The sequence below is a fragment of the Mycobacterium hubeiense genome, from assembly GCF_002838065.1.
Classification (GTDB): Bacteria; Actinomycetota; Actinomycetes; order Mycobacteriales; family Mycobacteriaceae; genus Mycobacterium; species Mycobacterium hubeiense.
The window spans coordinates 26,216-49,782 of record NZ_PIZU01000029.1; the positions used below are offsets into that span (position 1 = coordinate 26,216).

General features: G+C 64.7%; 21 protein-coding genes and 1 other RNA gene. 12 read left to right on the top strand and 10 right to left on the bottom strand.

Annotation, left to right across the window (positions count from 1 at the left end):
- Positions 1–23 precede the first annotated feature (23 nt).
- From ftsE to CWS39_RS20120, 8 genes are all read left to right on the top strand, one after another.
- Complete coding sequence (gene ftsE, locus CWS39_RS20085; protein ID WP_102144684.1) at positions 24–713, top strand: cell division ATP-binding protein FtsE; 690 nt, start codon at positions 24–26, stop codon at positions 711–713.
- A complete protein-coding gene (ftsX, locus tag CWS39_RS20090; RefSeq protein ID WP_102144685.1) occupies positions 714–1,607 on the top strand; it encodes a permease-like cell division protein FtsX in 894 nt (297 codons plus the stop codon).
- Between the two features lie 2 nt (positions 1,608–1,609).
- The gene (gene smpB / locus CWS39_RS20095; RefSeq protein ID WP_102144686.1) at positions 1,610–2,104 is read left to right on the top strand and encodes an SsrA-binding protein SmpB; all 495 of its coding nucleotides are present in this window, start codon (positions 1,610–1,612) and stop codon (positions 2,102–2,104) included.
- A 60-nt stretch (positions 2,105–2,164) separates the two neighbouring features.
- Positions 2,165–3,010 (top strand): maleylpyruvate isomerase family mycothiol-dependent enzyme, encoded by an 846-nt coding sequence (locus CWS39_RS20100; protein ID WP_102144687.1) that lies wholly within the window; start codon positions 2,165–2,167, stop codon positions 3,008–3,010.
- A gap of 103 nt (positions 3,011–3,113) precedes the next feature.
- Positions 3,114–3,482, top strand: a transfer-messenger RNA (tmRNA) gene (gene ssrA, locus CWS39_RS20105).
- Positions 3,483–3,865: 383 nt separating this feature from the next.
- On the top strand, positions 3,866–4,939 hold the full coding sequence (locus CWS39_RS20110) for an AAA family ATPase (protein WP_102144717.1): 1,074 nt from the start codon (positions 3,866–3,868) through the stop codon (positions 4,937–4,939).
- Positions 4,918–5,319: a hypothetical protein gene (locus CWS39_RS20115; protein WP_102144688.1), complete on the top strand. Its 402-nt coding sequence runs from the start codon at positions 4,918–4,920 to the stop codon at positions 5,317–5,319. The genes CWS39_RS20110 and CWS39_RS20115 overlap by 22 nt, the downstream gene beginning before the upstream one ends.
- A gap of 57 nt (positions 5,320–5,376) precedes the next feature.
- Positions 5,377–9,063 (top strand): AAA family ATPase, encoded by a 3,687-nt coding sequence (locus CWS39_RS20120; RefSeq protein ID WP_102144689.1) that lies wholly within the window; start codon positions 5,377–5,379, stop codon positions 9,061–9,063.
- A 107-nt stretch (positions 9,064–9,170) separates the two neighbouring features.
- Here the strand turns inward: CWS39_RS20120 and CWS39_RS20125 are convergent, their stop codons facing one another.
- The 3 genes from CWS39_RS20125 to CWS39_RS29250 all read right to left on the bottom strand — a co-directional run bounded on the left by CWS39_RS20125 (position 9,171) and on the right by CWS39_RS29250 (position 10,600).
- Positions 9,171–9,626, bottom strand: a complete 456-nt coding sequence (locus tag CWS39_RS20125; RefSeq protein ID WP_102144690.1) for a hypothetical protein — start codon at positions 9,624–9,626, stop codon at positions 9,171–9,173.
- A complete protein-coding gene (locus CWS39_RS29245; RefSeq protein ID WP_199178214.1) occupies positions 9,623–9,928 on the bottom strand; it encodes a hypothetical protein in 306 nt (101 codons plus the stop codon). The genes CWS39_RS20125 and CWS39_RS29245 overlap by 4 nt, the downstream gene beginning before the upstream one ends.
- 117 nt (positions 9,929–10,045) lie before the next feature.
- The gene (locus CWS39_RS29250; protein WP_199178215.1) at positions 10,046–10,600 is read right to left on the bottom strand and encodes a recombinase family protein; all 555 of its coding nucleotides are present in this window, start codon (positions 10,598–10,600) and stop codon (positions 10,046–10,048) included.
- 48 nt (positions 10,601–10,648) lie between these two features.
- Between CWS39_RS29250 and CWS39_RS20135 the strand changes: the two genes are divergently transcribed.
- Positions 10,649–11,077: an alpha/beta fold hydrolase gene (locus CWS39_RS20135; RefSeq protein ID WP_199178216.1), complete on the top strand. Its 429-nt coding sequence runs from the start codon at positions 10,649–10,651 to the stop codon at positions 11,075–11,077.
- On the opposite strand, the gene CWS39_RS20140 is transcribed toward CWS39_RS20135, so the two are convergent.
- Positions 11,065–11,667 (bottom strand): TetR/AcrR family transcriptional regulator, encoded by a 603-nt coding sequence (locus CWS39_RS20140; protein WP_102144691.1) that lies wholly within the window; start codon positions 11,665–11,667, stop codon positions 11,065–11,067. The genes CWS39_RS20135 and CWS39_RS20140 overlap by 13 nt on opposite strands.
- A gap of 122 nt (positions 11,668–11,789) precedes the next feature.
- Here CWS39_RS20140 and CWS39_RS20145 point away from each other — a divergent pair, with 122 nt between their 5' ends.
- Both CWS39_RS20145 and CWS39_RS20150 read left to right on the top strand, forming a co-directional pair.
- The gene (locus CWS39_RS20145) at positions 11,790–12,728 is read left to right on the top strand and encodes a metal-dependent hydrolase (RefSeq protein WP_102144692.1); all 939 of its coding nucleotides are present in this window, start codon (positions 11,790–11,792) and stop codon (positions 12,726–12,728) included.
- The gene (locus CWS39_RS20150; protein WP_102144693.1) at positions 12,721–13,893 is read left to right on the top strand and encodes a hypothetical protein; all 1,173 of its coding nucleotides are present in this window, start codon (positions 12,721–12,723) and stop codon (positions 13,891–13,893) included. Before CWS39_RS20145 ends, CWS39_RS20150 begins: the two co-directional genes overlap by 8 nt.
- Here the strand turns inward: CWS39_RS20150 and CWS39_RS20155 are convergent.
- The 3 genes from CWS39_RS20155 to CWS39_RS20165 all read right to left on the bottom strand — a co-directional run bounded on the left by CWS39_RS20155 (position 13,838) and on the right by CWS39_RS20165 (position 19,001).
- Positions 13,838–14,515, bottom strand: coding sequence for a TVP38/TMEM64 family protein (locus tag CWS39_RS20155; RefSeq protein WP_102144694.1), 678 nt, complete (start codon positions 14,513–14,515; stop codon positions 13,838–13,840). The two genes, CWS39_RS20150 and CWS39_RS20155, sit on opposite strands and share 56 nt — an antisense overlap.
- 25 nt (positions 14,516–14,540) lie before the next feature.
- Complete coding sequence (locus tag CWS39_RS20160) at positions 14,541–17,399, bottom strand: MMPL/RND family transporter (protein WP_199178217.1); 2,859 nt, start codon at positions 17,397–17,399, stop codon at positions 14,541–14,543.
- A gap of 99 nt (positions 17,400–17,498) precedes the next feature.
- Positions 17,499–19,001 (bottom strand): PTS transporter subunit EIIC, encoded by a 1,503-nt coding sequence (locus tag CWS39_RS20165; protein WP_102144695.1) that lies wholly within the window; start codon positions 18,999–19,001, stop codon positions 17,499–17,501.
- An 87-nt stretch (positions 19,002–19,088) separates the two neighbouring features.
- Between CWS39_RS20165 and CWS39_RS20170 the strand changes: the two genes are divergently transcribed.
- Positions 19,089–19,562 (top strand): PTS sugar transporter subunit IIA, encoded by a 474-nt coding sequence (locus CWS39_RS20170; RefSeq protein ID WP_102144696.1) that lies wholly within the window; start codon positions 19,089–19,091, stop codon positions 19,560–19,562.
- Here the strand turns inward: CWS39_RS20170 and CWS39_RS20175 are convergent.
- The 3 genes from CWS39_RS20175 to CWS39_RS20185 all read right to left on the bottom strand — a co-directional run bounded on the left by CWS39_RS20175 (position 19,540) and on the right by CWS39_RS20185 (position 23,535).
- Positions 19,540–20,133 carry a TetR/AcrR family transcriptional regulator gene (locus CWS39_RS20175; protein ID WP_102144697.1) on the bottom strand — a complete coding sequence of 198 codons (594 nt, stop codon included), beginning with the start codon at positions 20,131–20,133 and terminating at the stop codon, positions 19,540–19,542. The genes CWS39_RS20170 and CWS39_RS20175 overlap by 23 nt on opposite strands.
- Positions 20,134–21,315 (bottom strand): cytochrome P450, encoded by a 1,182-nt coding sequence (locus tag CWS39_RS20180; protein ID WP_102144698.1) that lies wholly within the window; start codon positions 21,313–21,315, stop codon positions 20,134–20,136. It lies immediately after the preceding gene.
- 126 nt (positions 21,316–21,441) lie between these two features.
- The gene (locus tag CWS39_RS20185; RefSeq protein WP_102144699.1) at positions 21,442–23,535 is read right to left on the bottom strand and encodes a DUF1214 domain-containing protein; all 2,094 of its coding nucleotides are present in this window, start codon (positions 23,533–23,535) and stop codon (positions 21,442–21,444) included.
- Positions 23,536–23,567: the final 32 nt, after the last annotated feature.

Sequence of the window (23,567 nt, forward strand, 5' to 3'; positions counted from 1 at the left end):
ATGCACCGCTACACTGGCGAGCCGTGATCACCCTCGACCATGTGACGAAGCAGTACAAGTCGTCGGCGCGACCCGCGCTGGACAACGTGTCGCTCAAGATCGACAAGGGTGAATTCGTCTTTCTCATCGGGCCGTCGGGGTCGGGCAAGTCGACGTTCATGCGGCTGCTGCTGGCCGAGGAGACCCCGACCGCGGGCGACATCCGGGTGTCGAAGTTCCACGTGAACAAGCTGCCGGGCCGCCACATCCCCAGCCTGCGCCAGGTGCTGGGCTGTGTCTTCCAGGACTTCCGGCTGCTGCAGCAGAAGACGGTGTTCGAGAACGTCGCCTTCGCACTGGAAGTCATCGGCAAGCGCACCGAGGTGATCAACCGCGTGGTGCCCGACGTGCTGGAGATGGTCGGGCTGTCGGGTAAGGCCAACCGGCTGCCCGCCGAGCTGTCCGGCGGCGAACAGCAGCGGGTGGCCATCGCGCGTGCCTTCGTCAACCGGCCGCTGGTGCTGCTGGCCGACGAGCCGACGGGCAACCTGGATCCCGAAACCAGCAAGGACATCATGGATCTGCTCGAGCGCATCAACCGCACGGGCACCACGGTGCTGATGGCCACCCACGACCATCACATCGTCGACTCGATGCGGCAGCGCGTCGTCGAACTCGAACTGGGCCGGCTGATTCGCGACGAGCAGCGCGGCGTCTACGGAATGGATCGCTAAGTGCGCTTTGGCTTCCTCATCAATGAGGTTCTGACCGGGCTTCGTCGCAACGTCACCATGACGGTCGCGATGATCCTGACGACCGCCATCTCGATCGGCCTGTTCGGCGGTGGCCTGCTGGTGGTGCGGCTGGCCGACCAATCGCGCGACATCTATCTGGACCGGGTGGAGAGTCAGGTCTTTTTGACCAACGACGTGTCGGCCAACGACCCGACGTGTGACGCCGACCCGTGCAAGGCGCTGCGGGCGCAGATCGAGGACCGCGACGACGTGCAGTCGGTCCGGTTCCTCAATCGCGACGACGCCTACAACGACGCGATCAAGAAGTTCCCGCAGTACAAAGACGTCGCCGGCAAGGAGGCGTTTCCGGCGTCGTTCATCGTCAAGCTCGAAAACCCCGAGCAGCACCAGGATTTCGACGAGGCGATGGTCGGCCAGCCCGGTGTGCTCAATGTGCTCAACCAGAAAGATCTGATCGACCGGTTGTTCGCCGTGCTCGACGGGTTGAGCAACGCGGCGTTCGCCGTGGCACTGGTGCAGGCCATCGGCGCAGTTCTGTTGATCGCCAACATGGTTCAAGTCGCGGCGTACACCCGCCGCACGGAGATCGGCATCATGCGACTGGTCGGCGCCAGCCGCTGGTACACGCAGTTGCCGTTTCTGGTGGAGGCTATGGTGGCGGCGCTGGCCGGTGTGATCATCGCGATCCTGGGGCTGATCGTGGTGCGGGCGGTATTCCTGGAGAACGCGCTCGACCAGTTCTACCGAGCCAATCTGATCGCCCGGATCGACTACGCCGACATCCTTTACATTTCACCGATCCTGCTGTTCGTGGGTGTGGCGATGGCCGGTGTCACCGCGTACGTCACGCTGCGGCTCTACGTTCGAAGATAGCCGTGTCCAAGAAAGCCGACCCGTCGAGGAACAGCAACAACCGAGTCGTTGCGACCAATCGCAAGGCGCGGCACAACTATTCGATCCTCGAGACCTTCGAGGCCGGTATCGCGTTGATGGGCACCGAGGTCAAGAGCCTGCGCGACGGGCAGGCGTCGCTGGCCGACGCGTTCGCCACCGTCGACGACGGCGAGGTCTGGCTGCGCAACCTGCACATCCCCGAGTATCACCACGGCAGCTGGACCAACCACGCGCCGCGGCGCAACCGCAAGCTGCTGTTGCACCGGCGCCAGATCGACATGCTGATGGGCAAGATCCGCGACGGCAACCTGACGCTGGTGCCGCTGTCGCTGTACTTCTCCGAAGGCAAGGTCAAGGTCGAATTGGCGTTGGCCCGCGGCAAGCAGGCCCACGACAAGCGTCAGGACCTGGCCCGTCGCGACGCCCAGCGTGAGGTGACGCGCGAACTCGGCCGTCGCGTCAAAGGGATGCCCTAGCCCGAGGTAATTCGCGGCATTTGCGGTCGCTCGCGGCTTGCGAGCGCTACCGTCTGCCCGGTGAGTAGCCGCCCCTTGACCCTTCTGGACAAGTCCGCCGTCCTCGACGGCCTATTCGCGGAGTGGGACGACATCACCGCGCTGGCGGCCGGGTTGTCCGACGGCGAGTGGACGGCGCCGACGTCGCTGCCGGGCTGGTCGGTCCATGACGTGGTGGCGCACCTGGTCGGTGTGGAGTCGATGCTGCAGGGCGTCGAGACCCCGGAGGTCGACATCGACGTCTCCACGCTCGAGCACGTCCGCAACGATTTCGGCGCGTTGAACGAACGCTGGGTCTGCAAATTTCGTGGGGTCAGCCACGCCGAGCTGCTCGACCAGTTCCGCGCCGTGACGACCGACAGGCGCCGGGCGCTGACGGGCATGTCCGACGACGACTGGAACGCGGTGACGCCCACGCCCGCCGGGCCGGACAGCTACGGACGGTTCATGCGGGTGCGCATCTTCGACTGCTGGATGCATGAGCACGACATCCGCGACGCCGTCGCGAAGCCCGCCGCCGACGCCGAGCTGGCCCGGCCCGCGGCGAACTTGGCGCTCGACGAGATGGCCACCGCGATGGGCCGCGTCGTCGGCAAACTGGGCGGGGCACCGGACGGGTCCCGGGTATCCATCGAGCTGACCGGGCCGCTGGCCCGCACCATCAACGTGGCGGTCGACGGACGTGGTCGCGTCGTGGCCGACTTCGGCGGCGCGGACGCGACGGCGACGATCCGGCTCGACGGATTTTTGTTCACCCGGTTGGCGGGCGGGCGCACCACGCTGGCGGAGCATCAGGACGCCGTGTCATACGGCGGGGACGAGGCCGTCGGCCGGCGCATCGTCGAGCACCTCAACTTCGTGATTTGAGGCTGTGACCGGCCGGGAAGAAACTGCCGTGACCCGCGGTTACACAATCGGTAGAATGAAGGGTCCTGTCCGACGGGCAGGGTGATGTTGGACAACTGAACATGGGGCTGAACGGTTTCGACTTCGAGCGTCGAATCAAGGGAAGCGTGCCGGTGCAGGCAAGAGACCACCGTAAGCGTCGCTGTAACCAATTAAGCGCCGATTCTCATCAGCGCGACTACGCCCTCGCTGCCTAAGCGACGGCTAGTCTGTCAGCCCGGGAGCGCCCTCGACCCGGTGTCTGGCATCAGCTAGAGGGATCAACCGCTAGGTCCGGTCGCGGGACCTAGCGGGACACCAAACAGCGACTGGGATCGTCATCCTGACTTGTTCGCGTGATCAGGAGATCCGAGTAGAGGCATAGCGAACTGCGCACGGAGAAGCCTTGAGGGAATGCCGTAGGACCCGGGTTCGATTCCCGGCAGCTCCACCAATACACAAAGGTCAACAGTTCGCTGTTGGCCTTTTTTCTTGCGCGCTCCCGCGTGTTCGCGGGGACTCCTGCGGATTTCTGCGGACTTCCTTCCCCGGCCGTCTCGCCCACTTCGGGCAACATTCTGCTCTCTCCGCGCCGTTATTCTCTCCGGCATCGCTCCCCGGCGAAGGGCCGAAGTCCGCAAGGGTCGTCGGCGGCCCCTTTAAATATCAACAAGTTACGTGCTGACCGTTCAAGCGGTTGGATGAAGGCATCGCTTGTCCAGAGGAAACGGCACGCCGGCTTACTTGCTGCTTGCGTAAACAAACTAGCCGATCTGTTGACACAATAAACAAACGCGCCTACGATTGGTTCAACTGAAACAAGTCGTGGGGCACATCATGGATTCGAGCAACCTCGTCGGCATCAGCGAGATCGCCGATCTCGCCAAGGTCACTCGCCAAGTCGTCAGCAACTGGCGCCAGCGCTATGACCACTTTCCGCGCCCGGTGAAAACGCTCCAGAGCGGCCCGGTCTGGGATCGAGAGGTGGTCGAGGCCTGGGTCAAGAACTTCAAGGGCGAAGCCACGCACGTCCTGAGTTTCATCAACCTGAAGGGCGGCGTCGGCAAGACCACGACCGCGGTCGGCGTCGCTGAAATCCTTGCGCAGGAAGAGCGCAAGCACGTTCTGGTCGTGGATCTCGACCCGCAGACCAACGCCAGTGTCACGCTGATCTCCGAGGAACGCTGGGCGGAGATGGACAAGGCGGGGCAGACGGTCGCCCAACTGTTCGCCGATCGGCTGAACCCCAACGATCCGCCGAAGTTCGAGATCGAGAAATCCATCGCCCGCGGCGTCTCCACCATCAACGATGGCATTGCGCGTCTCGACCTGCTGCCGTCGAGCATACGTCTGATCGACATTCAGGACCGCATCCCGATGATCGCGTTGTCGGGCAACTTCACCGTCAACCCGCTGGACATCCTGAAGCACGCCCTGCAGCCGGTCATCGACCGGTACGACTACGTGATCATCGATTGCCCGCCGAGCCTCGGCACGGTCACCAAGAACGGCCTGCGCATTTCCACGGGATACGTCATTCCCACCATCCCAGACATCCTCTCCACCTGGGGCATCTACCAGATCGTCGACAACGTCCAGCGTTTTGCCGACGACATCGATCGGCCCATCCCGTCGCTCGGCATCGTCGCCACCAAGGTTCAGGGCAACAATCTCCATCGCCGCGTCATGGATGACCTGGGCGCCGGGCGTCTCGGTCGTTTCGGCGAAGCGGGTGCGCTGCCCCAGCCGCCCCTCTTCGCCAACAGCATTCCACAGACCGTGAATGTCGCACGTGGCGCGGACGTGGATGCCGACATCCGCACATTCAAGGGAAAATACGGCACGGCATACGAATCCATCCGCGGGCTGGCCAAGGAAATCAAAACACTATGCGAAACGAGAAAGCCCTGATCAAGCTGCTGCGCGGGCTGGTCGATCTCCTTGCCGACGAAGCGGGGCGCAACCCCGACTTCGCCGCGCGCCTGGATGATGTGTTGACCAGTCTGCCGGCAGGGTCAGCCAAGCCCCCCAAACAACGCGCCACGCCGCCCGCCGAACTGCCGGACATTCATGCTGAATGGAACCAGCGCAGCGAAACCGACTTCCGCCTGTGGCTGCGCGACCAGCCGATGCCGGTGCTACGCGCCCTGGTTCGAACCCACGACTTCGACCCCACCCGCCGCACGACCAAGTGGAAGGAAGCTGAAAAACTCGCCGACTTCATCGCTGACGGCCTGAAGGCCCGCCTGGCGCGTGGCTCGTCATTCCTCGGGCGGGGGACAACGTCATGAATCTCAGGTCCATGAGTCCGTGTAACCACTGTCAGACCCAGGAAGAGTGAACAGCCCATGTTCCACCTCACTGCACGTGTTGCTTGGCACGATTCGCGTTGGAATGGAGCCGTCTGCCGCAAGCCTTCCTGCAATTCTTTCTGCGCGGCTCTCGACCGCATCCGCCTGGAGCGCGATGACGCCCGTGAGGATGCTCTGGCAGGGAAGCGATGGAGCACTCTGGACCCGGACGAGCTGCCCGCGTGCAAGGCCGAGTCGGGCGCGTTCATGAACGAAGATGAGTGGTCGCGGCGCTTCGTTCACCCCTACGCCGGCATCAAGAAAGCCGAGGAGACGCACGGCCACCTCAAGCCGACGCTGGTCAGGGTCCCGTCCTACGCCACGTTCGTGGTGCCGTTCGCGTGGATGCTCCGTAGCGAGCAGGCGGTGATCGACGAACGGCTTCCGACACCGCTTCCGCCCGACGAGGAGTCCCCGTTCGCGAGTCCTTGGGTCTTCGGCCGCGAGCGACAGGAGGCGATCCTCAAGCTGTTCTCGAGCAGGCTCACGCCAGAGCGGTCGCTGGTGTTCTTCTACTGCAAGGAGGGTCAGCCGCTCGGCGACACCATCTCGCGGCTCGTGATGGGCGTCGGGAGGATCGCGACAGTCGCACAGCCGAAGGCCTACGACGTCACAAAGACGAAGCCCACGCACCTCATGTGGGACCTGCTCATTCGGCACACCATCCGACCCGACGGAGAGGACGGCTTCCTGCTCCCGTACCACGACTACCTCGAGCCGACAGGCGACGCCGCTGAAGACGCTCGGCGTGAACGCCTCCTACGAGAGATTGCGGTGCCCGCCGACCCGGCACACGTTCGCGTCTTCTCCTACGCCGCGGAGCTGGCACCTGCCGACATCGCACTGTCGACGCTGGTCCGTTGCCTCGAATCGGTGCGCAAGATTCGAGAGCACGGGATCGCGAAAGGGCCGTGGGAGCGCCGCGAGGAGTGGCTCAACCAGCAGATCGCGCAGGCATGGCAAGACCGAGGGCCGTTCCCTGGACTCGGCCCCGCCCTTGAGGCACTCGGGATGCGACTCGGCACAGCCCTTGCGCTGGAATTGCGGTCGTCGGAAATGGTCAAGGCCGACGCCGACCCGTGGCCGACCGTGGATGCGATCCTCCGAGGGAAACAGAAGCCGCCGCAGCCGGCCTATGCGAACGATCTGGAGGCAATCCGAGAGACGTGGACAAGCCTCCCTGACGAGCGCCGCGCTCTGCTCAAGCTGCTGTCGCGGTTCGCGCTCACGTCGGCGCAGGCGCTTCGCTGGTTCGACCCGAAGGAGAGAACCAAGGGCACGGCCGCGAAGGTGAGCGACGAGGAGATCCTCGCGAACCCGTATCGGATGAGCGAAGTGGACCTCGGCGACTGGAACGATTCGCCGGTGTCCGTGGGGCTCATTGATCGCGGCTTGCTCCCTGACGCGACCATTGCAGCAAAGCACCCAGTCCCGGAACCCTCGAAGGTGGGCTCGCCGAACGACGCGCGACGTCTTCGCGCCGCGCTGGTCGCGGTGCTGCGTGAAGCATCGGAGAACGGCGACGCGCTCCTGAGCGTCCCCGAGGCGCTGCAGCGCGTCGGCTCGCTGGACCTTATTCACCCTTGCGTGATCGGTTCGGACTGGCCGAACACGAACCGCAGCACGCTATCCGGCGTCATCGAGCTCGTGGATGTCGCCGGCGCCGGCGCTACATCGACCGCTGCGCTGCAGCTCACGGAGCTGAAGGGACGTGAGGATCGACTCCGCTCGGTCCTGGGCAAGCGCGCCGGCAAGCCTGCTGCCCCCGTGAAGGCCGATTGGCAGAAGCTGCTCGTCACCGCGATCTCGGAGGCAGGCGGCAAGTTCGACAAGAGGAACGAGCTGCATCGCCAGGCGATCGAGGAACAGGCGGTTGCGCTCGAACGGCTGCTGTCTCGACGGCTGAGCGTTCTCGTCGGCCGGGCCGGCACGGGCAAGACGTCGGTCATGGGTGCGTTGATGTTGTCCGAGGCACTCACGAAGGACGGCATCCTCCTTCTCGCGCCGACCGGAAAGGCGCGCGTGCGCCTCGGCAAGGCGACGAATGCCGAGGCGATGACCGTCGCACAGTTCCTTCACCGGCTCGGTCGGTACGACGGCGCCCGCCAGCGACCGAAGTTCGACGGCAAGGACAAGTATCGGAAGGAGAAAACCGTCGTCATCGACGAGTGCTCGATGCTGACGATGGACGATCTCGTCGCGGTGCTGGAGGCGCTCGACCTCGCCCACGTGCAGAGACTCATCCTGGTGGGCGACCCGAACCAGCTTCCACCAATCGGCGTGGGTCGCCCGTTCGCCGACCTCGTCTCGTATCTCGAAACCACCGATGCGCAGAGCGATGACGGTTCACCCCTGGGGCACGCCCTCGCTCGGCTCACCGTCGAGGTGCGCGCAGCGGCTGCGGCCTCCGCGGCGTCGGACGCGCTGCGCCTGGCATCATGGTTCACGCGCGAGCAGCAGCCCGTCGATGCGGATCGCGTTCTCAGCGATCTCGAGCTCGGCGAGAAATTCAACGACCTCGAGATCGTGTTCTGGAAGACGCCCGGCGAGCTACGCTCGCAACTGCTCCAGACCTTTCAGAAACACCTCGGGCTGAAGAATGGCAGCGACGTGGCGGGCTTCGACGCTTCGCTCGGGCTCGACGATCGCGGCTGGGTGCCCTTCGATGCGCCGGAGGGCTCAGAACGTTGGCAGATCCTGTCCCCGGTTCGGATGCACCCGCACGGCGTGTACGACATCAACCGGTGGGTGCAGCGACAGTTCCGGGCGAAGGAACTCGAAGCGGCGTCGACCGCATGGGGCGTCAGTCTTGGCGACGAGAGCATCGTAGCCAAGGACAAGGTTATCCAGACCACGAACCAACGCCGCAAGGCGTACAACTGGAGCGATCGAGCAACCGAGGAGCACTACATCGCGAACGGCGAGGTGGCACTGATCGCGAAGGTGAAAAACATGCTCAAAGGCGTATTTGCCGGACGGCCGAACCTCACTTTCGACTACTGGCCCAACCAGTTCTCCGACGGCTACGCGCCCCTCGAGCTGGCCTACGCACTCACCGTGCACAAGTCGCAAGGCAGCGAGTTCAAGAAGGTCTTCGTCATCCTACCGAAGAACTGCAGGCTGCTCTCGCGTGAGCTCGTCTACACGGCGCTGACGCGCTCACGCGAGCAGCTCGTGCTCCTCATCGAGGGCGACGACGCAACGGTCCTCTTCGACCTCACGCGACCGGAGCGCTCGGAGACGGCGCGCCGGAACACGAATATCTTCCAGGGCGTCATTCGCGTCGCTGACGACACTGTGCCGTTCGCAGAGCACCTCATCCATCGAACCGAGAAGGGCCACCTGGTTCGCAGCAAGTCGGAGCTGGTCATCGCCAACATGCTGTTCCAGCTTGGTATCCCTTACGAGTACGAGCGCGTCTGCGAAGGCACCGCAGCACCGGGCCGCCTTCGCCCCGACTTCTCATTCGTGACGGCCGATGGCGACCTGATCATCTGGGAACACCTCGGGATGCTGAGCAGGCCCGACTACAAGCGGGGCTGGGACTGGAAGCGCGAGTGGTATGCGCGCAATGGCTTCGTTGAGGGCAAGACCTTATTCATCTCGACCGAGGATGCCCAGAAGGGGCTGGACTCAGCGCTATTGAGGGAGACGGCAAACGCCATCAAGACTCTCATCGAGTAATCTGCCTCTAACATCCGGTTCGCGGCCCGCGAATCGGAGTGTTGAACGTCTGCCTGCTTCGATTGGCTGCAAAGGCCGAAAACGGATTCTGGACTCGCCTCCGTTTCTTAGCGTGGGACTCGCGCTTTCACCGTACCAATGAGCCGATCCCGCTGCTCCTCCCACAACAACGGCGTCCCCGACGCCAGATCGAACAGGGTCACCTCCGGCGGCAGGGTCTCGTCGAGGATGGCGGCGACGATGTCCGGCGCCAGGGTGGTGAGGTTCACCATCCGACTCACATAGGCCCGATCCATCCCCTCGCGTTCGGCCACCTCGGATAGCGTGCGCGCCTCGCCGGACTCCACCATCGCCAGCCAACGGTGGCCGCGGGCGAGCGCGAGCTGGATCGGCGTCGGCGTGTCGTCCCAGGGGCGCGGCTGCATGGTCTCGCCATCCGGCAGGGTCACCGCCTTGCGGCTGCCGCGCCGCTTGATCCGGATCGGCACCGAGACGGTGAGGCTGCCGTCGCTCGCGGTGATCACCTCGGCCTGGCCGGTCTTGTCGATCAAGATCTCGTTCATGCCACGGCCTCCTCAAGGGTTTCCGGGGCGGGCTCGGGGCGCAGCTCCAGGGCGAGCACCTCGATGCCGTTGGGCCGGAACCGCACCTCGATGTCGTCCGGCGAGACGATCACCTTGTCGATGAGGAGCCGCACGATGCGCTGCTGCTCGGCCGGGAAGAGCTGATCCCAAATCGCATCCAGCCGGGTCATGGCCACCGTGACCTGGGCCTCGTCCAGGGAGGGGTCGAGCCGGGCGGCGCGCTCGGCCACCCCGGCGACCATGGCCGGGGCGCGCAGCACCCGGCGCATCTGCTCCAGCACGGCGGCCTCCAGTTCACCGGCCGGCAGGCGCGGCAGCCCGGAGGCGCCGGCGTGCTCCTTGTTCTCCCGCGTCGGCAGGTAGTAGCGGTAGATACGTCCGTTCTTCTTGCGCGTGGACTAGGGCGTGAGCGCCCGGCCATCGATCCCCACGACGATCCCCTTGAGCAGGAACGGCACCCGGGCGCGGGTGTTGTTGCCTCGCACACGCGAGTTCTGCGCGAGGATCGCCTGGGCGGCATCCCACAGCCTGCGCTCGACGACGGGCGGGTGTTCGCCCGGATACCACTGATCGCGATGGCGGATCTCGCCCAGGTAGACGCGGTTGTTGAGGATCTTGTAGACGAGGCTCTTGTCGATGGGCTTGCCATCGCGCACCCGCCCGTCTTGGGTAGTCCAGGCCTTGGAGGTCACGCCGTCGAGGCGCAGCTCCTTCACGAGCAGGGTCGAGGACCCGAGCTCGACGAAGCGCTGGAAGATGTGGCGGACGATCTTGGCCTCGCGCTCGTTGGGCGCCAACCGCCGGTTCTCGACGTCGTAGCCGAGCGGCGGCACGCCACCCATCCACATGCCCTTGCGCTTGCTGGCGGCGATCTTGTCGCGGATGCGCTCGCCGGTAACCTCGCGCTCGAACTGGGCGAAGGAGAGCAGGACTCGGGGATCAGGTCGCAGCATCCGGCCTCGGTCGCCGGTGCCGATGATCCGACCGGTGACTACCGCTGGATGCAGGGCGCGTTCCCCGACGAACTCGCCGCGATGCTGGCCACCCCGGAGGCGCGGCGGCAGTGGGTCGCGGCCATGTACACCAACCGGCTGTGGGGTTCGCCGTATACGTTCAGCCAAGACGATGTGGACTTCATGACCGAACCGTTCGCCGACGAGGCTCGGCTGCGGGCGGGCTGGGCGTCCTACCAACTGGCTTACGGCCGTCCGATGTCCGAGATTCCACTCATGGATGCGGTCGACGTCCGCACGCTGGTGCTGTACGGCCCGGACGATCACGCGCTCGGCGAGGACTTCGTGCCGAAGTGTGAGCGTGCGTTTCGCAATCGCATTGGTCCGCTGGTGATTCCCGGTGCCGGCCACTTCCTGCAGTGGGAGCGGGCCGACATCTTCAATCAGTTGCTCCCAGCGGTGTTTCAGCGGGGCTGAGCCAGGATCGCGCCGCCCAGCCAGCGTTTGATGAAGCGCCGCAACTCATCTCGATCGCGGTCCGCATTGGGTGCGACAAAGAACGACAGCATCGTGCGCAGCGTGAACTCGACCAGCTCCCGCTGGGCTGACTCGTCGTAGCCGTACTTGTCCCAGTCGACATCGAAGCGCGTGAGCATTCGCATGCCGAAGGCCTGTGCTTCGTCCGAGGTCATGCTGCCGGAGTGGGCGTGCAAATACGGTTCAGACAGCATGATGCCCAGATGCGGTGTGCGAGTGACTTCCTCAAGTGTGAACAGCACGCCTTCAGTCATCGCCTCCGCCGGATCGGTGATGCCGCGAACACACTCGGCCAGCCGGTCGAGGAATCCGTCCACGGAGGCGATGGCCGCGGCATGCATGAGGGCGTCGGCGGTGGGGAAGTAGCGGTAGACCGTCTGCCGGATGACGCCCAGTGATGCGGCGACGTCAGCGATGCTGACATCGGAGCCCGTCTCGGAGATGAGCTTGACCGCGGCCTCGACAATCCGCGCAGAGGCTTCCTCGTCGCTGGCCGGCGGCCGGCCATCCCATCCGCGTCTACGCGCCACAGTTTGGCTCCTTGGCCAGCGACATTCCTGGAGGATATCGCCCATTGTTGACAGTCCACGGCTCGTAAAGTAATCATACATTGATTGCAGCAACTGTATGATTACTCGAACGAGGGCACTCAATGACCGAGCTGATAGTGCGCAAGATGCGCTTTGCGTTCGCAGACCACCGCGTGCCGTTCCTGTGGAACGAGACCAACCCGGCGTTCTCGAGCATGGCCAACGCGGTGTCGTTCCTGGCCATTGCGTTCGAGAAGATGATCGGTCAGATGATCCCTGAGGCGATGCCGTTGATCACCGACCCCGCGGTCGCCGAGGAAGCCCAGGCGTTCGTGCGACAGGAGGGCCAGCACGCCATGGCCCACCGCCAGCACGCAAAGGGGCTGATCAAGAGCTACCCGGGGCTCAAGGAAACCCTCGACGAGGTGATCGCGGCATTCGACGACCTGACCGCCAACACACCACTGAAGTACCGGCTGGCCTATACCGCCGATCTTGAGGCGACGTTCACCCCGGTGTTCAAACTGATGCTCGATCACGACGACACCCTGTTCGCGCCGGGTGACGATCGGGTGGCATCGCTTTTCCTGTGGCACTTTGTCGAAGAAGTCGAGCACCGCAGTTCGGCATTGATCATCTACGACGCTGTGGTCGACGATCCCTGGTATCGCATGCGGGTGGCGCCGTCGATCTTCAAGCACGTGTGGGGGGTGCTACGGATGGCCTGCGAGGGCTTCAACAAGCACGTTCCGCTGGAGGAGCGCAAGGTCGACGCGTTGTCGATGTTCGGCATGCAGGCAAGGAAAAAGGCGCTGATGCAACGGCTTCCGTTCTTCAACGTTCCCGACGACGGGCCATTCGAAAACGCCTTCTCTCACTTGCCCATTCGTGAGCAGCTCACGGCGCTGACCGGCGTCGTACGTAGTCAGATCCCAGGACACAACCCCGCACACGAGAAGCTGCCCGCACTGGCCGACGAGTGGTTCGCCCGTTATGAGGCCGGCTATGACGTCACCCAGTGGTACACCGCTTCTCAGAAGGTGGACACCGCACATGTCTGATCTGTGTACCCCCACATTCGCCGATCTTGCGGCGCGGCTGGGTTTTTCGTGCGATACCGCCGGCGGCCTCGTGGAGTTCCGCAGTCCGTTCGGACTGGAGAACTGGACGCTGCCGGTCCTGGAGATCACCGTGATCGTCGGCGCGGTGCTTGCCCTCGTTTACGCGATCACCAGATGGCGCCGTCACAACGACCCAACCAATCTGGTGCTCTGGTTCGGCGCCATCGCCTATCTGCTGATCATCGAACCGCCACTGTATTTTCCAGGGGCGTTCGGCATCAGCGAGTACGTCGACACGATGTTTGCGCACAACGTGTTCACCGTCGACTTCCTGTGGGGGCGGCTACCGCTCTACATCATCGCGATCTATCCGATGATGGCGACAGTGGCGTTTGAAATCGTTCGGATGCTCGGCGTCTTCCGCCGCTACGGTGTGCTCATCGGCGCGGTCTGCGTCGGGTTCGTCCACCACGCGTTCTACGAGATCTTCGACCACCTCGGACCGCAGCTGCGGTGGTGGGAATGGACGTTGGACCATCCGATGAACCAGCCGTTCTTCGATTCGGTGCCGCTGCCCAGCGTTGTCGTGTTCGCGGCCTTGTGGCCGATGTCGTTGGCGTTCTGTGTCCAGCTCTTCGTCGGCCGCCACGTGGACGACGGCAGGACCTTCACGGGTATCGAGATCCTGTGGCGCACTGTCGTCGTCGGCATTCTGGCGTCGATCGGCACCGCCGTGCTGCCGATGCCCGCCACGATCGGTGGATCCGTTTCGGGCAGTACCACCGTCGCGGGGGTGATCTATGCCGCCGAGCTCGTCGTGCTCAGCGTGGTGGCGATAGCGGTGCTCGTGCGGCAGTGGTCGACGATTCGCCGCAACCCCGTCGATGTCACCTACAGCAATCCGCTCATCCTGCGCTACGCCGCGGTGTATCTCGCGGTCATGACGGTGCTGTGGGTGACGGCTCTGCCGGCGTACTTCGGAGCTGTCGACGGCCTCACCGCCGACGGCGATCCCGTCGGCAGCCTCTGGTACACCATCGTCTGCCTGGTGATCGCGTGCTTGTCCATAGCTGCGGCGGGCACGGCGACCCGGCGCGCGTCGCTGCTCTCTACGTCAGTCGACGCCAATGCCGGTAGCCGCGATGCGCAGCGAACGCCCCGATGATCGCCGTCACGCACCACACCGCGATCGCCGCGAACGCCAGCGGCGATGACAGGTCAGCGATCGACGCGCCCAGCGCGGTGTAGACGAAGCCCCGTGGCGCCGAGCCGATGAACGCGCCAACGGCCAACTGCCACAACGGAACTCCGAACGCGCCGAATGCGTAGGACGCCAGCGCGTCGGAGATGCCCGGGACGAACCGCTGACCGACGACGGCCCACAGGCCGCCGCGTTCGATCAGCCGGTCGAGGCGCTCCGCGCGTTCGGATCCGAGCAGTGCGCGTGCACTGTCGCGGCCGGCGCGGCGCCCGACAAGACCGGTGATGACCGCGGTGCCGACCGACGCGCCGAGTGTGACGAACAACCCGAGCACCGGCCCGAAGAGCACGCCGCTGCCCGCCGCCAGAATCGGTCCCGGGACGAAGATCGCCCCCAGCACCGCCGAGACCACGACGTAGGTCAGCGGCGCCACCGGTCCCGTCGCCGCAACGGTGCGCCGGACATCCTCGACATCGACGACGTCCGTGCCGGCCACCAGATAGAACAGCCCCAACAGGAACGCCGCGAACAGCGCGAGCCGCACGATGTGGCGCCACCGCGGGGTCGAGCCGTCGCTGTCGGTCATAGTGGACGCGATTGTCCCGCATCGCCTATGCGCGCGGCGCGGGCCACCTCGAAGGCACCGGCCGCGGCCGCACCACCTGCGGCCACCAGAACCACCGGCCGAGCAGCGCCGCGATGGACGGCGTCATGAACGCGCGGATCACCAAGGTGTCGAACAGCAGACCCATCCCGATCGTCGTGCCGACCTGCGCGACCACCGTCAGCTCACTGACCACCATCGACATCATCGTGAACGCGAACACCAAACCTGCTGCGGTCACCACTGATCCGCTGCCGCCCATCGCGCGGATGATCGCCGTGTTGATGCCTGCGGGCAACTCTTCCTTCAGTCGCGCCACCAACAGCAGGTTGTAGTCGGCACCGACGGCCAGCAGGATGATCACCGCCATCGCCATCACCATGAACTGCAGCTCGATGCCCAAGATGTGCTGCCATACCAGCACCGACAGGCCGAACGACGCGCCCAGTGACAGCACCACCGTGCCGACGATGACGCCCGCCGCGACGAGACTGCGGGTGATCAGCAGCATGATGGTGAAGATCAGTGCGAGCGCGAGGATGGCGGCGATCAGCAGGTCATAGTTGTTGCCTTCCTGCATGTCCTTGAATGCGGCCGCGGTGCCGCCGACATAGATCCGTGAGCCCTCCAGCGGCGTGCCCTTGATGGCTTCCGCCGCAGCGAGTTTGATGTCGTCGATGCGCTCGATGCCGTCGGCGGACAACGGATCGCCTTCGTGGGAGACGATCATCCGCACCGCGTGGCCGTTGGGCGAGATGAAGCTGTCCATGCCGCGTTTGAATTCTTCGTTTTCGAAGATCTCCGGCGGCAGGTAGAACGTGTCGTCGTTCCAGGAGTCGTTGAACGCATCGCCCATCGCCGACTGGTTCTTCGACAGCGCGGCCTGCTGATCCTGCAGTCCCGCCTGGGTGGACTGCATCGACAGCATCATGTCCCGCGACGATTTCATCGTCTCGATGGTTTCGGGCATGAGCGCCAACAGCTGTGGCATCAGCGCGTCGAGCCGCTCCAAATCCGGTACCAGATCCTGGATCTGGTCGGTCATCAGGTTCAGGCCGTCGATCGATTCGAACAGCGACCGCATAGACCAGCACAGCGGGATGTTGAAGCAGTGCGGTTCCCAGTAGAAGTAGTTGCGGATCGGACGGAAGAAGTCGTCGAAATCGGCGATGTGGTCCCGCAATTCGGCGACGTCCTCGGTCATCACGCGGGTCTTGCCGACCATGCTGTGCGTCGTCGCGCTCATCTGCTCCATCAGCGCGATCATCTGGTTCATGTTGTCGATGGTCGACTGCATCTCATCGGCCTGCAGCTTCATGTTGGCCGTGAGGTCTTCCATGTACTTGCGGGTCATGTCCTGCGTGACGCCGCTCATGCTGAGTTGCGCCGGAATCGTGGAGAACTCAATGGGTTTGCCACTCGGGCGGGTGATGGTCTGCACCCTGCCGATGCCCGGCACCCGGAACACCGCCTTGGCGATCTTGTCGATCACCAGGAAGTCCGCGGAGTTGCGCAGGTCGTGGTCGCTTTCGATGAGCAGCAGCTCGGGGTTCATCGTCGCCGGCGAGAAATGCCGTTCGGCCGCAGCGAATCCCTGATTGGCGGGCAGGTCGGCGGGCAGATACTTGCGGTCGTTGTAGTTGGGCTGATAGCCGGGCAGCGTGAGCAGCCCGACCAGCGACAGCGCGATCGTGCCCAGCAAGACCGGGGCGGGCCACCGGACGATGAGGGCACCGATCTTGCGCCAGCCGCGAATCCGCATGGCGCGCTTGGGTTCCAGCAGCCCGAAGCGGCTGGCAACGGTGATCGCGGCGGGCCCCAACGTCAGCGCGACGAGCACCGCGACTGTCATCCCGACGGCCAGCGGGACGCCCAGCGACTGGAAGTAGGGCAGCCGGGTGAACGACAGGCAGAACGTTGCGCCCGCGATCGTCATGCCCGAGCCCAGCACCACATGCGCGGTGCCGTGGAACATCGTGTAGTAGGCCGATTCTCGGTCTTCGCCGATCGTGCGGGCTTCCTGATATCGGCCGATCAGAAATATCGCGTAGTCGGTCGCTGCGGCGATCGCGAGTGTGACCAGCAGGTTGGTGGCGAACGTCGACAAGCCGATCAGCTCGTGATAGCCCAGGAACGCCACCACGCCGCGCGTGGCCGACAACGTCAAAAAGACCAGCACCAGTACGAGCAGCACGGTCCGTATCGACCGGTAGACCAGCAGCAGCATGGTGATGATGACGGCGAACGTGACCAATTCGATGATCCGGACGGTCCGGTCGCTGGCGATCTGCTGGTCGGCCACCAGGGCGGAGCCGCCGGTGACATAGACCTTGACGCCCTGTGGGGGAGGAAGCCCGGCGACGATCTCGTTGACCGCTTCCACCGACTCGTTGGAGAGCTGTTCGCCCATGTTGCCGGCGAGATACACCTGCACGTAGGCGGCCTTGCCGTCGCTGCTCTGCGCGCCGGCTTCGGTCAGCGGGTCGCCCCAGAAGTCTTGAACGTGCTCGACGTGTTTGGTGTCGGCTTCGAGCCGGTCGACGAGTTCGTCGTAGAACCGGTGCGCGTCCGCGCCGAGCGGCTGGTCGCCCTCGAGCAGGATCATCACCGCGCTGTCGGACTTGTACTCCTCGAACACCTCGCCGACGCGCTTCATCGCAATCACCGACGGCGCGTCGGACGGACTCATCGACACCGACCGCATCTGGCCGACGACCTCGAGCTGCGGCACGGCCACGTTCAGGACGGCGACCAGCAGAATCCAACCGAGGATGATCGGGATGGCCAGCCGGCGGATCCACTTGGCCAAACCGCCACGGTGTTGCTGAGCGGCGGCGTGGCCGGCGTCGATGGTCGGGGTGCTCACGAGCTGGGCACTTCGACGGAACTCCCTCGGGACGGCATTGGCTGCGCCTCAGTCTTACCAGATTGGGGCGAGCACGTGGGGCGTCCGTCCCCGAGTTGGTTAGAGGCGCTCGGTAATGGCGCTCTTCAGCGCCTCGGACCCCGTTCCGAACACCGCCTGGACACTGTTGCCGACCTCGACGACGCCCGCCGCGCCCAGCGCCCGCAGCCGCGCCTGATCGACCTTGCTCGTGTCGGCGACGTCCACGCGCAGGCGCGTGATGCAGGCATCGACGTTGACGAGATTGTCCCGGCCGCCGAATGCCGCGATGACCTGCTCGGCTTGGCTGTCGCTTGCGGCGGCCTGCTTGTCGCCCTCCGACGCCGTCTCCGGCTCACGTCCCGGCGTCGGCAGGTTCCACTTCGTGATTGCGAACCGGAACAGCAGGTAATAGACGACGAAGAACACCGCGCCCATGCCGATCAGCAGCGGGATGTTCTTGGCGGCCGGCGCGGTGCCGTACAGCAGCAGGTCGATGAGCCCCGCGGAGAACGAGAAGCCCAGATGGATGTCGAGCAGGTAGGCGATGGCCAGCGAGAGACCGGTCAGAAGCGCGTGGATGACGTACAGCGGGAAGGCGACGAACATGAACGCGAATTCCAGCGGCTCGGTGACGCCGGTGAGAAACGCCGTCAGCGCCGCTGCGGCCAGGATGCCGACCGCGAGCTTGCGCTGTTTCTTGTTGGCCACGTGAATCATGGCCAGCGCGGCGGCGGGCAGCCCGAACATCAGGATCGGGTAGAAGCCGGAGGTGAGGATGCCGGCGGTGGCATCGCCGGAGGCGAAGCGGGTGAGTTCGCCGGTGACGGTTTCCCCGTCGGGGGTCTGATAGTCGCCGTAAAGGAACCAGACGTATGAGTTCGGGATGTGGTGCAGCCCGAACGGGATCAGCATGCGATTGGCGAAGCCGTAGACGAAGGCGCCGACTGCCCCCGCGCCGCCGATGAACTTGCCGAGTGCGGTGAGGCCCGCGTCGAAGACCGGATAGAAGTAGCTCATCGCGAACGCGAGGAACAGGCAGACCAGCGACACCACGATCGGGACGAAGCGGCGGCCGCCGAAAAAGCCTAGATACGACGGCAATTGGATGGTGTGGTAGCGGTCGAACAGCCATGCGGTGACCAGGCCGACGACGATGCCGGCGAATACGCTGTAGTTGATCTGGGCCTGCTCGCCGGCCTTGTCGACCTCGCCGGCCAGCACGATGGGCGACATGGTCTTGAACACCGCGTCCACCACGAGGTAGCCCACGACGGCGGCCAGCGCGGTCGACCCGTCGGCCTTGCGGGCGAACCCGATGGCGACACCGACCGCGAACAGCAGGGGAAGGTTGGTGAACAGCGCGTCGCCGGCCGCACTCATCGCCTTGAAGAACGAGCCGATGACGGGAGCGTCGATCCTGCCCAGCAGGTCGGGCTGGCCCAGCCGAAGCAGAATGCCCGCCGCGGGCAATACCGCGATCGGCAGCATGAGGCTCTTGCCCAGCCGCTGCAACTGGGCGAAACCTGGCACGCGCAGGCCCGACTGTCCCTGTGCTGCTTGCGTTTTCGCGGTCTCGCTCATCCTGGTGGACCTCCTCTGCTCAGCGGAAGCCTAGACGAGAACCTTGGCGGCTGAGACGATCTTTCGCAACGCTCGTATGGTTGATGCGTGAGTACGGCGGTCCTCGCCCCGGTCGTCGGTCGCGCGCTGGCGCTGGCCGACGTCCCCGACCCTGTGTTTTCGGCGGGCATGGTGGGCTACGGCGCCGCGATCGATCCTCCGCGGGGCGTGATCGACGCGGTCGCACCGGTCAGCGGCAAGGTGGTGAAGCTGATGCCGCACGCCTACGTCGTGATGACGCCGGATGGCGTGGGCGTACTGGTGCATCTGGGCCTGGACACGGTCCGGCTGGAAGGCGTCGGCTTCACGACCCACGTCAGCCAGGGCGACGACGTCGCCGCGGGCCAGCTGGTCATCACCTATGACGTGCCGTCGGTCGAGGCGAAAGGCCTCAATCCCATTGTGCCCGTAGTGGTCATGGACGAACGCGAGCCGGCGAACGTCGTCGTCGCCGATGCGGTGAATGCCGGTGCGGAAATCTCCTGCGGAGCAGTACTTTTCACCGCGCTCGGCGGTCGTTAGCGAATCCGCGCACCGCAAAGGAGCGCACGAACTCGGCGACGACGTCGTCGTCCTCGATGTCCAACGTCGCCGACGGTGTGCTGAACAACGAGAAGAGCATCCGCGCGAACCACTCGCCGGCGCTGACCACGTTGAGGTCTTTGCGCACTTCCCCGGTGAGCTTCGCGGCCGCGAGATACGGCGCAAGGAATTCACCGCATTCCCGCAGCAGCACCGCGGCGTTCTTCGTGAGCAGCAGGCTCACCTCGGCGGCGTCGAAGTACTTTTCGGGTTCGACGAACCGCCGTGCTCTGGTAACGAACACCGCCGCGTGAACCAGCTTGTCTTCGAGCGACTCTCCCTTGCCCATCGCCCTGGCCATCTCGCGGTAGAACTGTTGCGAGGCGTGCTCTGCGCACGCCTCGACGATCTCCTCCTTGTCCCGGAAGTATTCGTAGACGGTGCTGCGCGAGACATCGGCCGCCCGGGCGATGTCGACGACGGTGGTTTTGTTCAGGCCCTGCCTGCGGAAGCAGTCGAACGCGGACTCGATGATGAGTTCACGGGTGTCGGTGACGGTTTCGGCGCTCACTCAGCATCCTGTCCCGAGGCGCACCGGCATCCGCTTGACCCCGGGCACCATGGTCGCCCGCACCCGGTCGACGTCGCCGACCAGTTCGAGCTCGGGGTATCGCCCCAGTAATACTTCGAAGAACACCCGCGCCTCGAGACGGGCCAGCTGCGCCCCGATACATGAATGCTCGCCACACCCGAACGCGATGTGCGGGTTGGGATGCCGCGTGACGTTGAATTCCTCTGCATCGCAACCGAAGATCTCCTCGTCGCGGTTGGCGGAGCCGTAGAGCATCACCACCGTGTCGCCCTCGCGGATGAGCTGTCCGCGCAGCTCGACGTCGGCCATCGCGGTGCGCGCCATGTGCGTCACCGGCGAGGTCCAGCGCAGCATTTCCTCCACCGCGCCGGGAATGCGCGTGGAATCATCGATGAGCCTGCGGCGCTGGTCAGGATGCTCGATGAGCGCCAACGTGCCCAACGCGATGAGGTTGCGGGTGGTTTCGTTACCCGCGACGAGCAACAGGAATGCGAAGTTCAGCAGGTCGTCGTCGGTGAGCTTGGTTCCGTCGATCTCGGCTGTGGTCAACACCGACAGCATGTCGTCTCGCGGCTCGCTGCGCCGCGCGGCGATCAGCTGCTGGAAGTACTCGAACAGCTCGCCGATGGCGACAAACGAATCGAGTTCGATCTCGGGATCGTCAACCCCGGTGCACGCGTCCGACCAGGTGCGGAACTGCTCCCAGTCGTCGGCCGGGGCGCCGAGCAACTCGGCGATCATCCGCGTCGGCAGGGGAGCGGCGAGCCCTTCGGCGAACTCGAGGGTGGTTCCGCACCGGACGTCGTCAAGAATCCCCACGACGATGTCACGCACCTTGGGTTCGAGAACCGCCACCTGCCGTCGGGTGAATCCGGTGTTGATCAGCTTGCGCAGCTGACGGTGTCGCGGCGGGTCGGTGAAGATGAGGTTGCCCTCCTGCACCGGGTTTGGAAAAACAGGATCGGGGATGGTGATGCCCTTGGCCGACGAGAACATGTCCGGGTTGGTCGACACATACCGGATGTCCTCGTACTTCAACAGCGCCCAGAAGTTCGTGACGTCGTTGAAGCACACCGGCGCCGTCGCGCGCAATTCCTTATAGGCCGGATAGGGATCGCCGGTGTAGAAGTCGGGGGAGTGCAGCGGGAACGTGGTCGGCAAGGTCGGACTCCCTCGCTGGTCTCGGACACATCAGTCGATTATGTCCGATTCCTGTGTCTACGCGACGCCAAATCTGTTGTCAACGCATAGCATGATCCGACAGATATCGGCTGAGTGTTTGGCGCCTTACACCTGCGGGTAGGGCGCCCAACGCTTGTCGTAGCCGGCCTTGCGTTCCTCGAGTTGCTGCTGGCGCTCCTCGGGCGTGACCGCCGGGTACAGCGCCTGCACCTCGTCGTGCGTCATCACTTCCCGGCTGACGATGCGGGGGGCCTCGTCGCCCAGCTTCTGGAACCGGATGGACACCAGACCCTGGTTCAGGCCGCCCGTCGAAACCCAGTTCTGCACACCGGGATCCGTCGGCGAGATGACGAACGTGTAGGTGCCGTCCGGGTTCGCGATGGCCTGCTCGTTGTTCAGACTCGTCGGCTGGTCCCAATAGTTGTCGGTGATCGTCCAGTCGTTGTAGGTGGGCACGATGAAGTAGCCCGCGTCGCCCGGATCGATGGTGACCACCAGGGCTTCGTCGTCGGCCAATTCGTACTGGCCGTTGCTCTGCAGCTGGTTCGCCAGGAACTCGGCATTGCTTGCCGGCTGGCTGATCTCATTGGGGTTCTCGGCCGTTGCCAACTCCATGTACTTGGCCTGCTCGTTCACCCCGCGGACCACCAAGATCACCGCGGTGACCGTGCCGCGCAAAACCGGCGGCATATAGGGCAGCGGCGGGATGACGGACACCAGTGAGACCAGCGCCGGGTTCTGGTTCACCACCGACCCAAGGAAGGTGAACCCGCCCAATTGGGCGAACAGGCTGTCGGGCGGGCCACCGACGCGCTCGATATCCAACGTCATCGGCGCCTCGGCGTTCCAGTCGCCCAATGTATTTCGCGACGCGATGATGGTGGAGCCCGGCGTGAGTTGCAGGTGATTCTTTCCCGGTTCGCCGGGTTCGGAGCTGACGGTGATCTCGAATGTGCCGTCGTCGTTGATCTCGAAATCCTCGTCCACGACCAGGATCTGCGACGTCGTTCCGGCCGTGCCTTCCAGCACGCTGAAGCTGGTGTCGGCCGGCATGTCGTCGCGGAAGTCGCCGTCGCCGTCGACGTCGTGGAACTGGCCGGTGATCACATACTCCGACGATGCGCTGACACCCGTGAAACGGTAGATGGTGTCGGGATTGTCGTAGAGGATGCGGGTGCCGCCTACCGATTGCCCGTACCAGGTGTGTGGCGGGGCGACCTGCGTGATGAACTTCGGGTTCATCGAGTCGAGCAATTGCTGCTGAAACGCTGCCGCCAAGGCGAATTCGTCGACGGCTTCGTCCAACGCCGCCAGGTTCTCGGCGTCGGGACCGCCGGGGAACTGCTGATACGCCGCGGCCAAGAACCCGGCCTTGAGAACGACTTTCATCAATCGCACGGGGACGGTGTTGACGGTTTCGGTGGCGATCCGCTCGGCTTCCAGTTGCTCCGGGGTTCCTAGCGGACTGTCCATGACAGCAGTGTGTCCGAGCTCGCGGCGCGCAAATCCCAGCATCGCCCACAGTGCCGGGGACTGCGCGGGTGCGACCGGCTCGCTGTTGGCCTGCGGCGCACCTCCCAGCACCGACAACACCTTCACAGCAACTCTGCTCGGCGGCGGCTGCGGCGTGCGCTGGGTGGTCACGCTCGCCGGAACCTTGGCCACCGCTACCGACGTCGTCTCGATAGCTTGTGCCGCGCGCTGCGCCACCTCCGCGCCCGTCGACGCGACGTGCGAGATCGTCACCTGGGCGGTCGGCTTCCCAGTGTCGTCAGCAGGTGTGCCGGCGGCGTCCGGCTCCGGTGTGGTCACGGTCCGCGACGGCCGCGTCGACGGTGGGCGAGACGTGTTCTTTCTGCGGTGAGTTGACGACGCGGCCGACTTCTCGTCGTCATCGTCAGTGATCGCGCCGACGGCCGCGGCCACCGCGGAGCGCAATCGTTCTTGTCGCGCAGCGGATTTCGACTGAAGCGAATCCAACACCCGCTTGCGGGAGGTCTTGGCCGAATCCTCGCTGGGCGAATCTGCGCTGGGTGAGGTCGCGGAATCGGTTGACGACTCCGAGCTTGCCGATTGGCCGTCATCGGCCATTGCGACCCCGGGACTGTTGGCGATCGCGGCGCCGATTCCCAGCGCGACGGCCAGCGCGCCGACCCTTCCGACAAAACGTCCGTACTGCGGGTTCGGCGTCATTGCCATGGGCGAGTCCTTTCGTGAACTCTCCAGGTGAG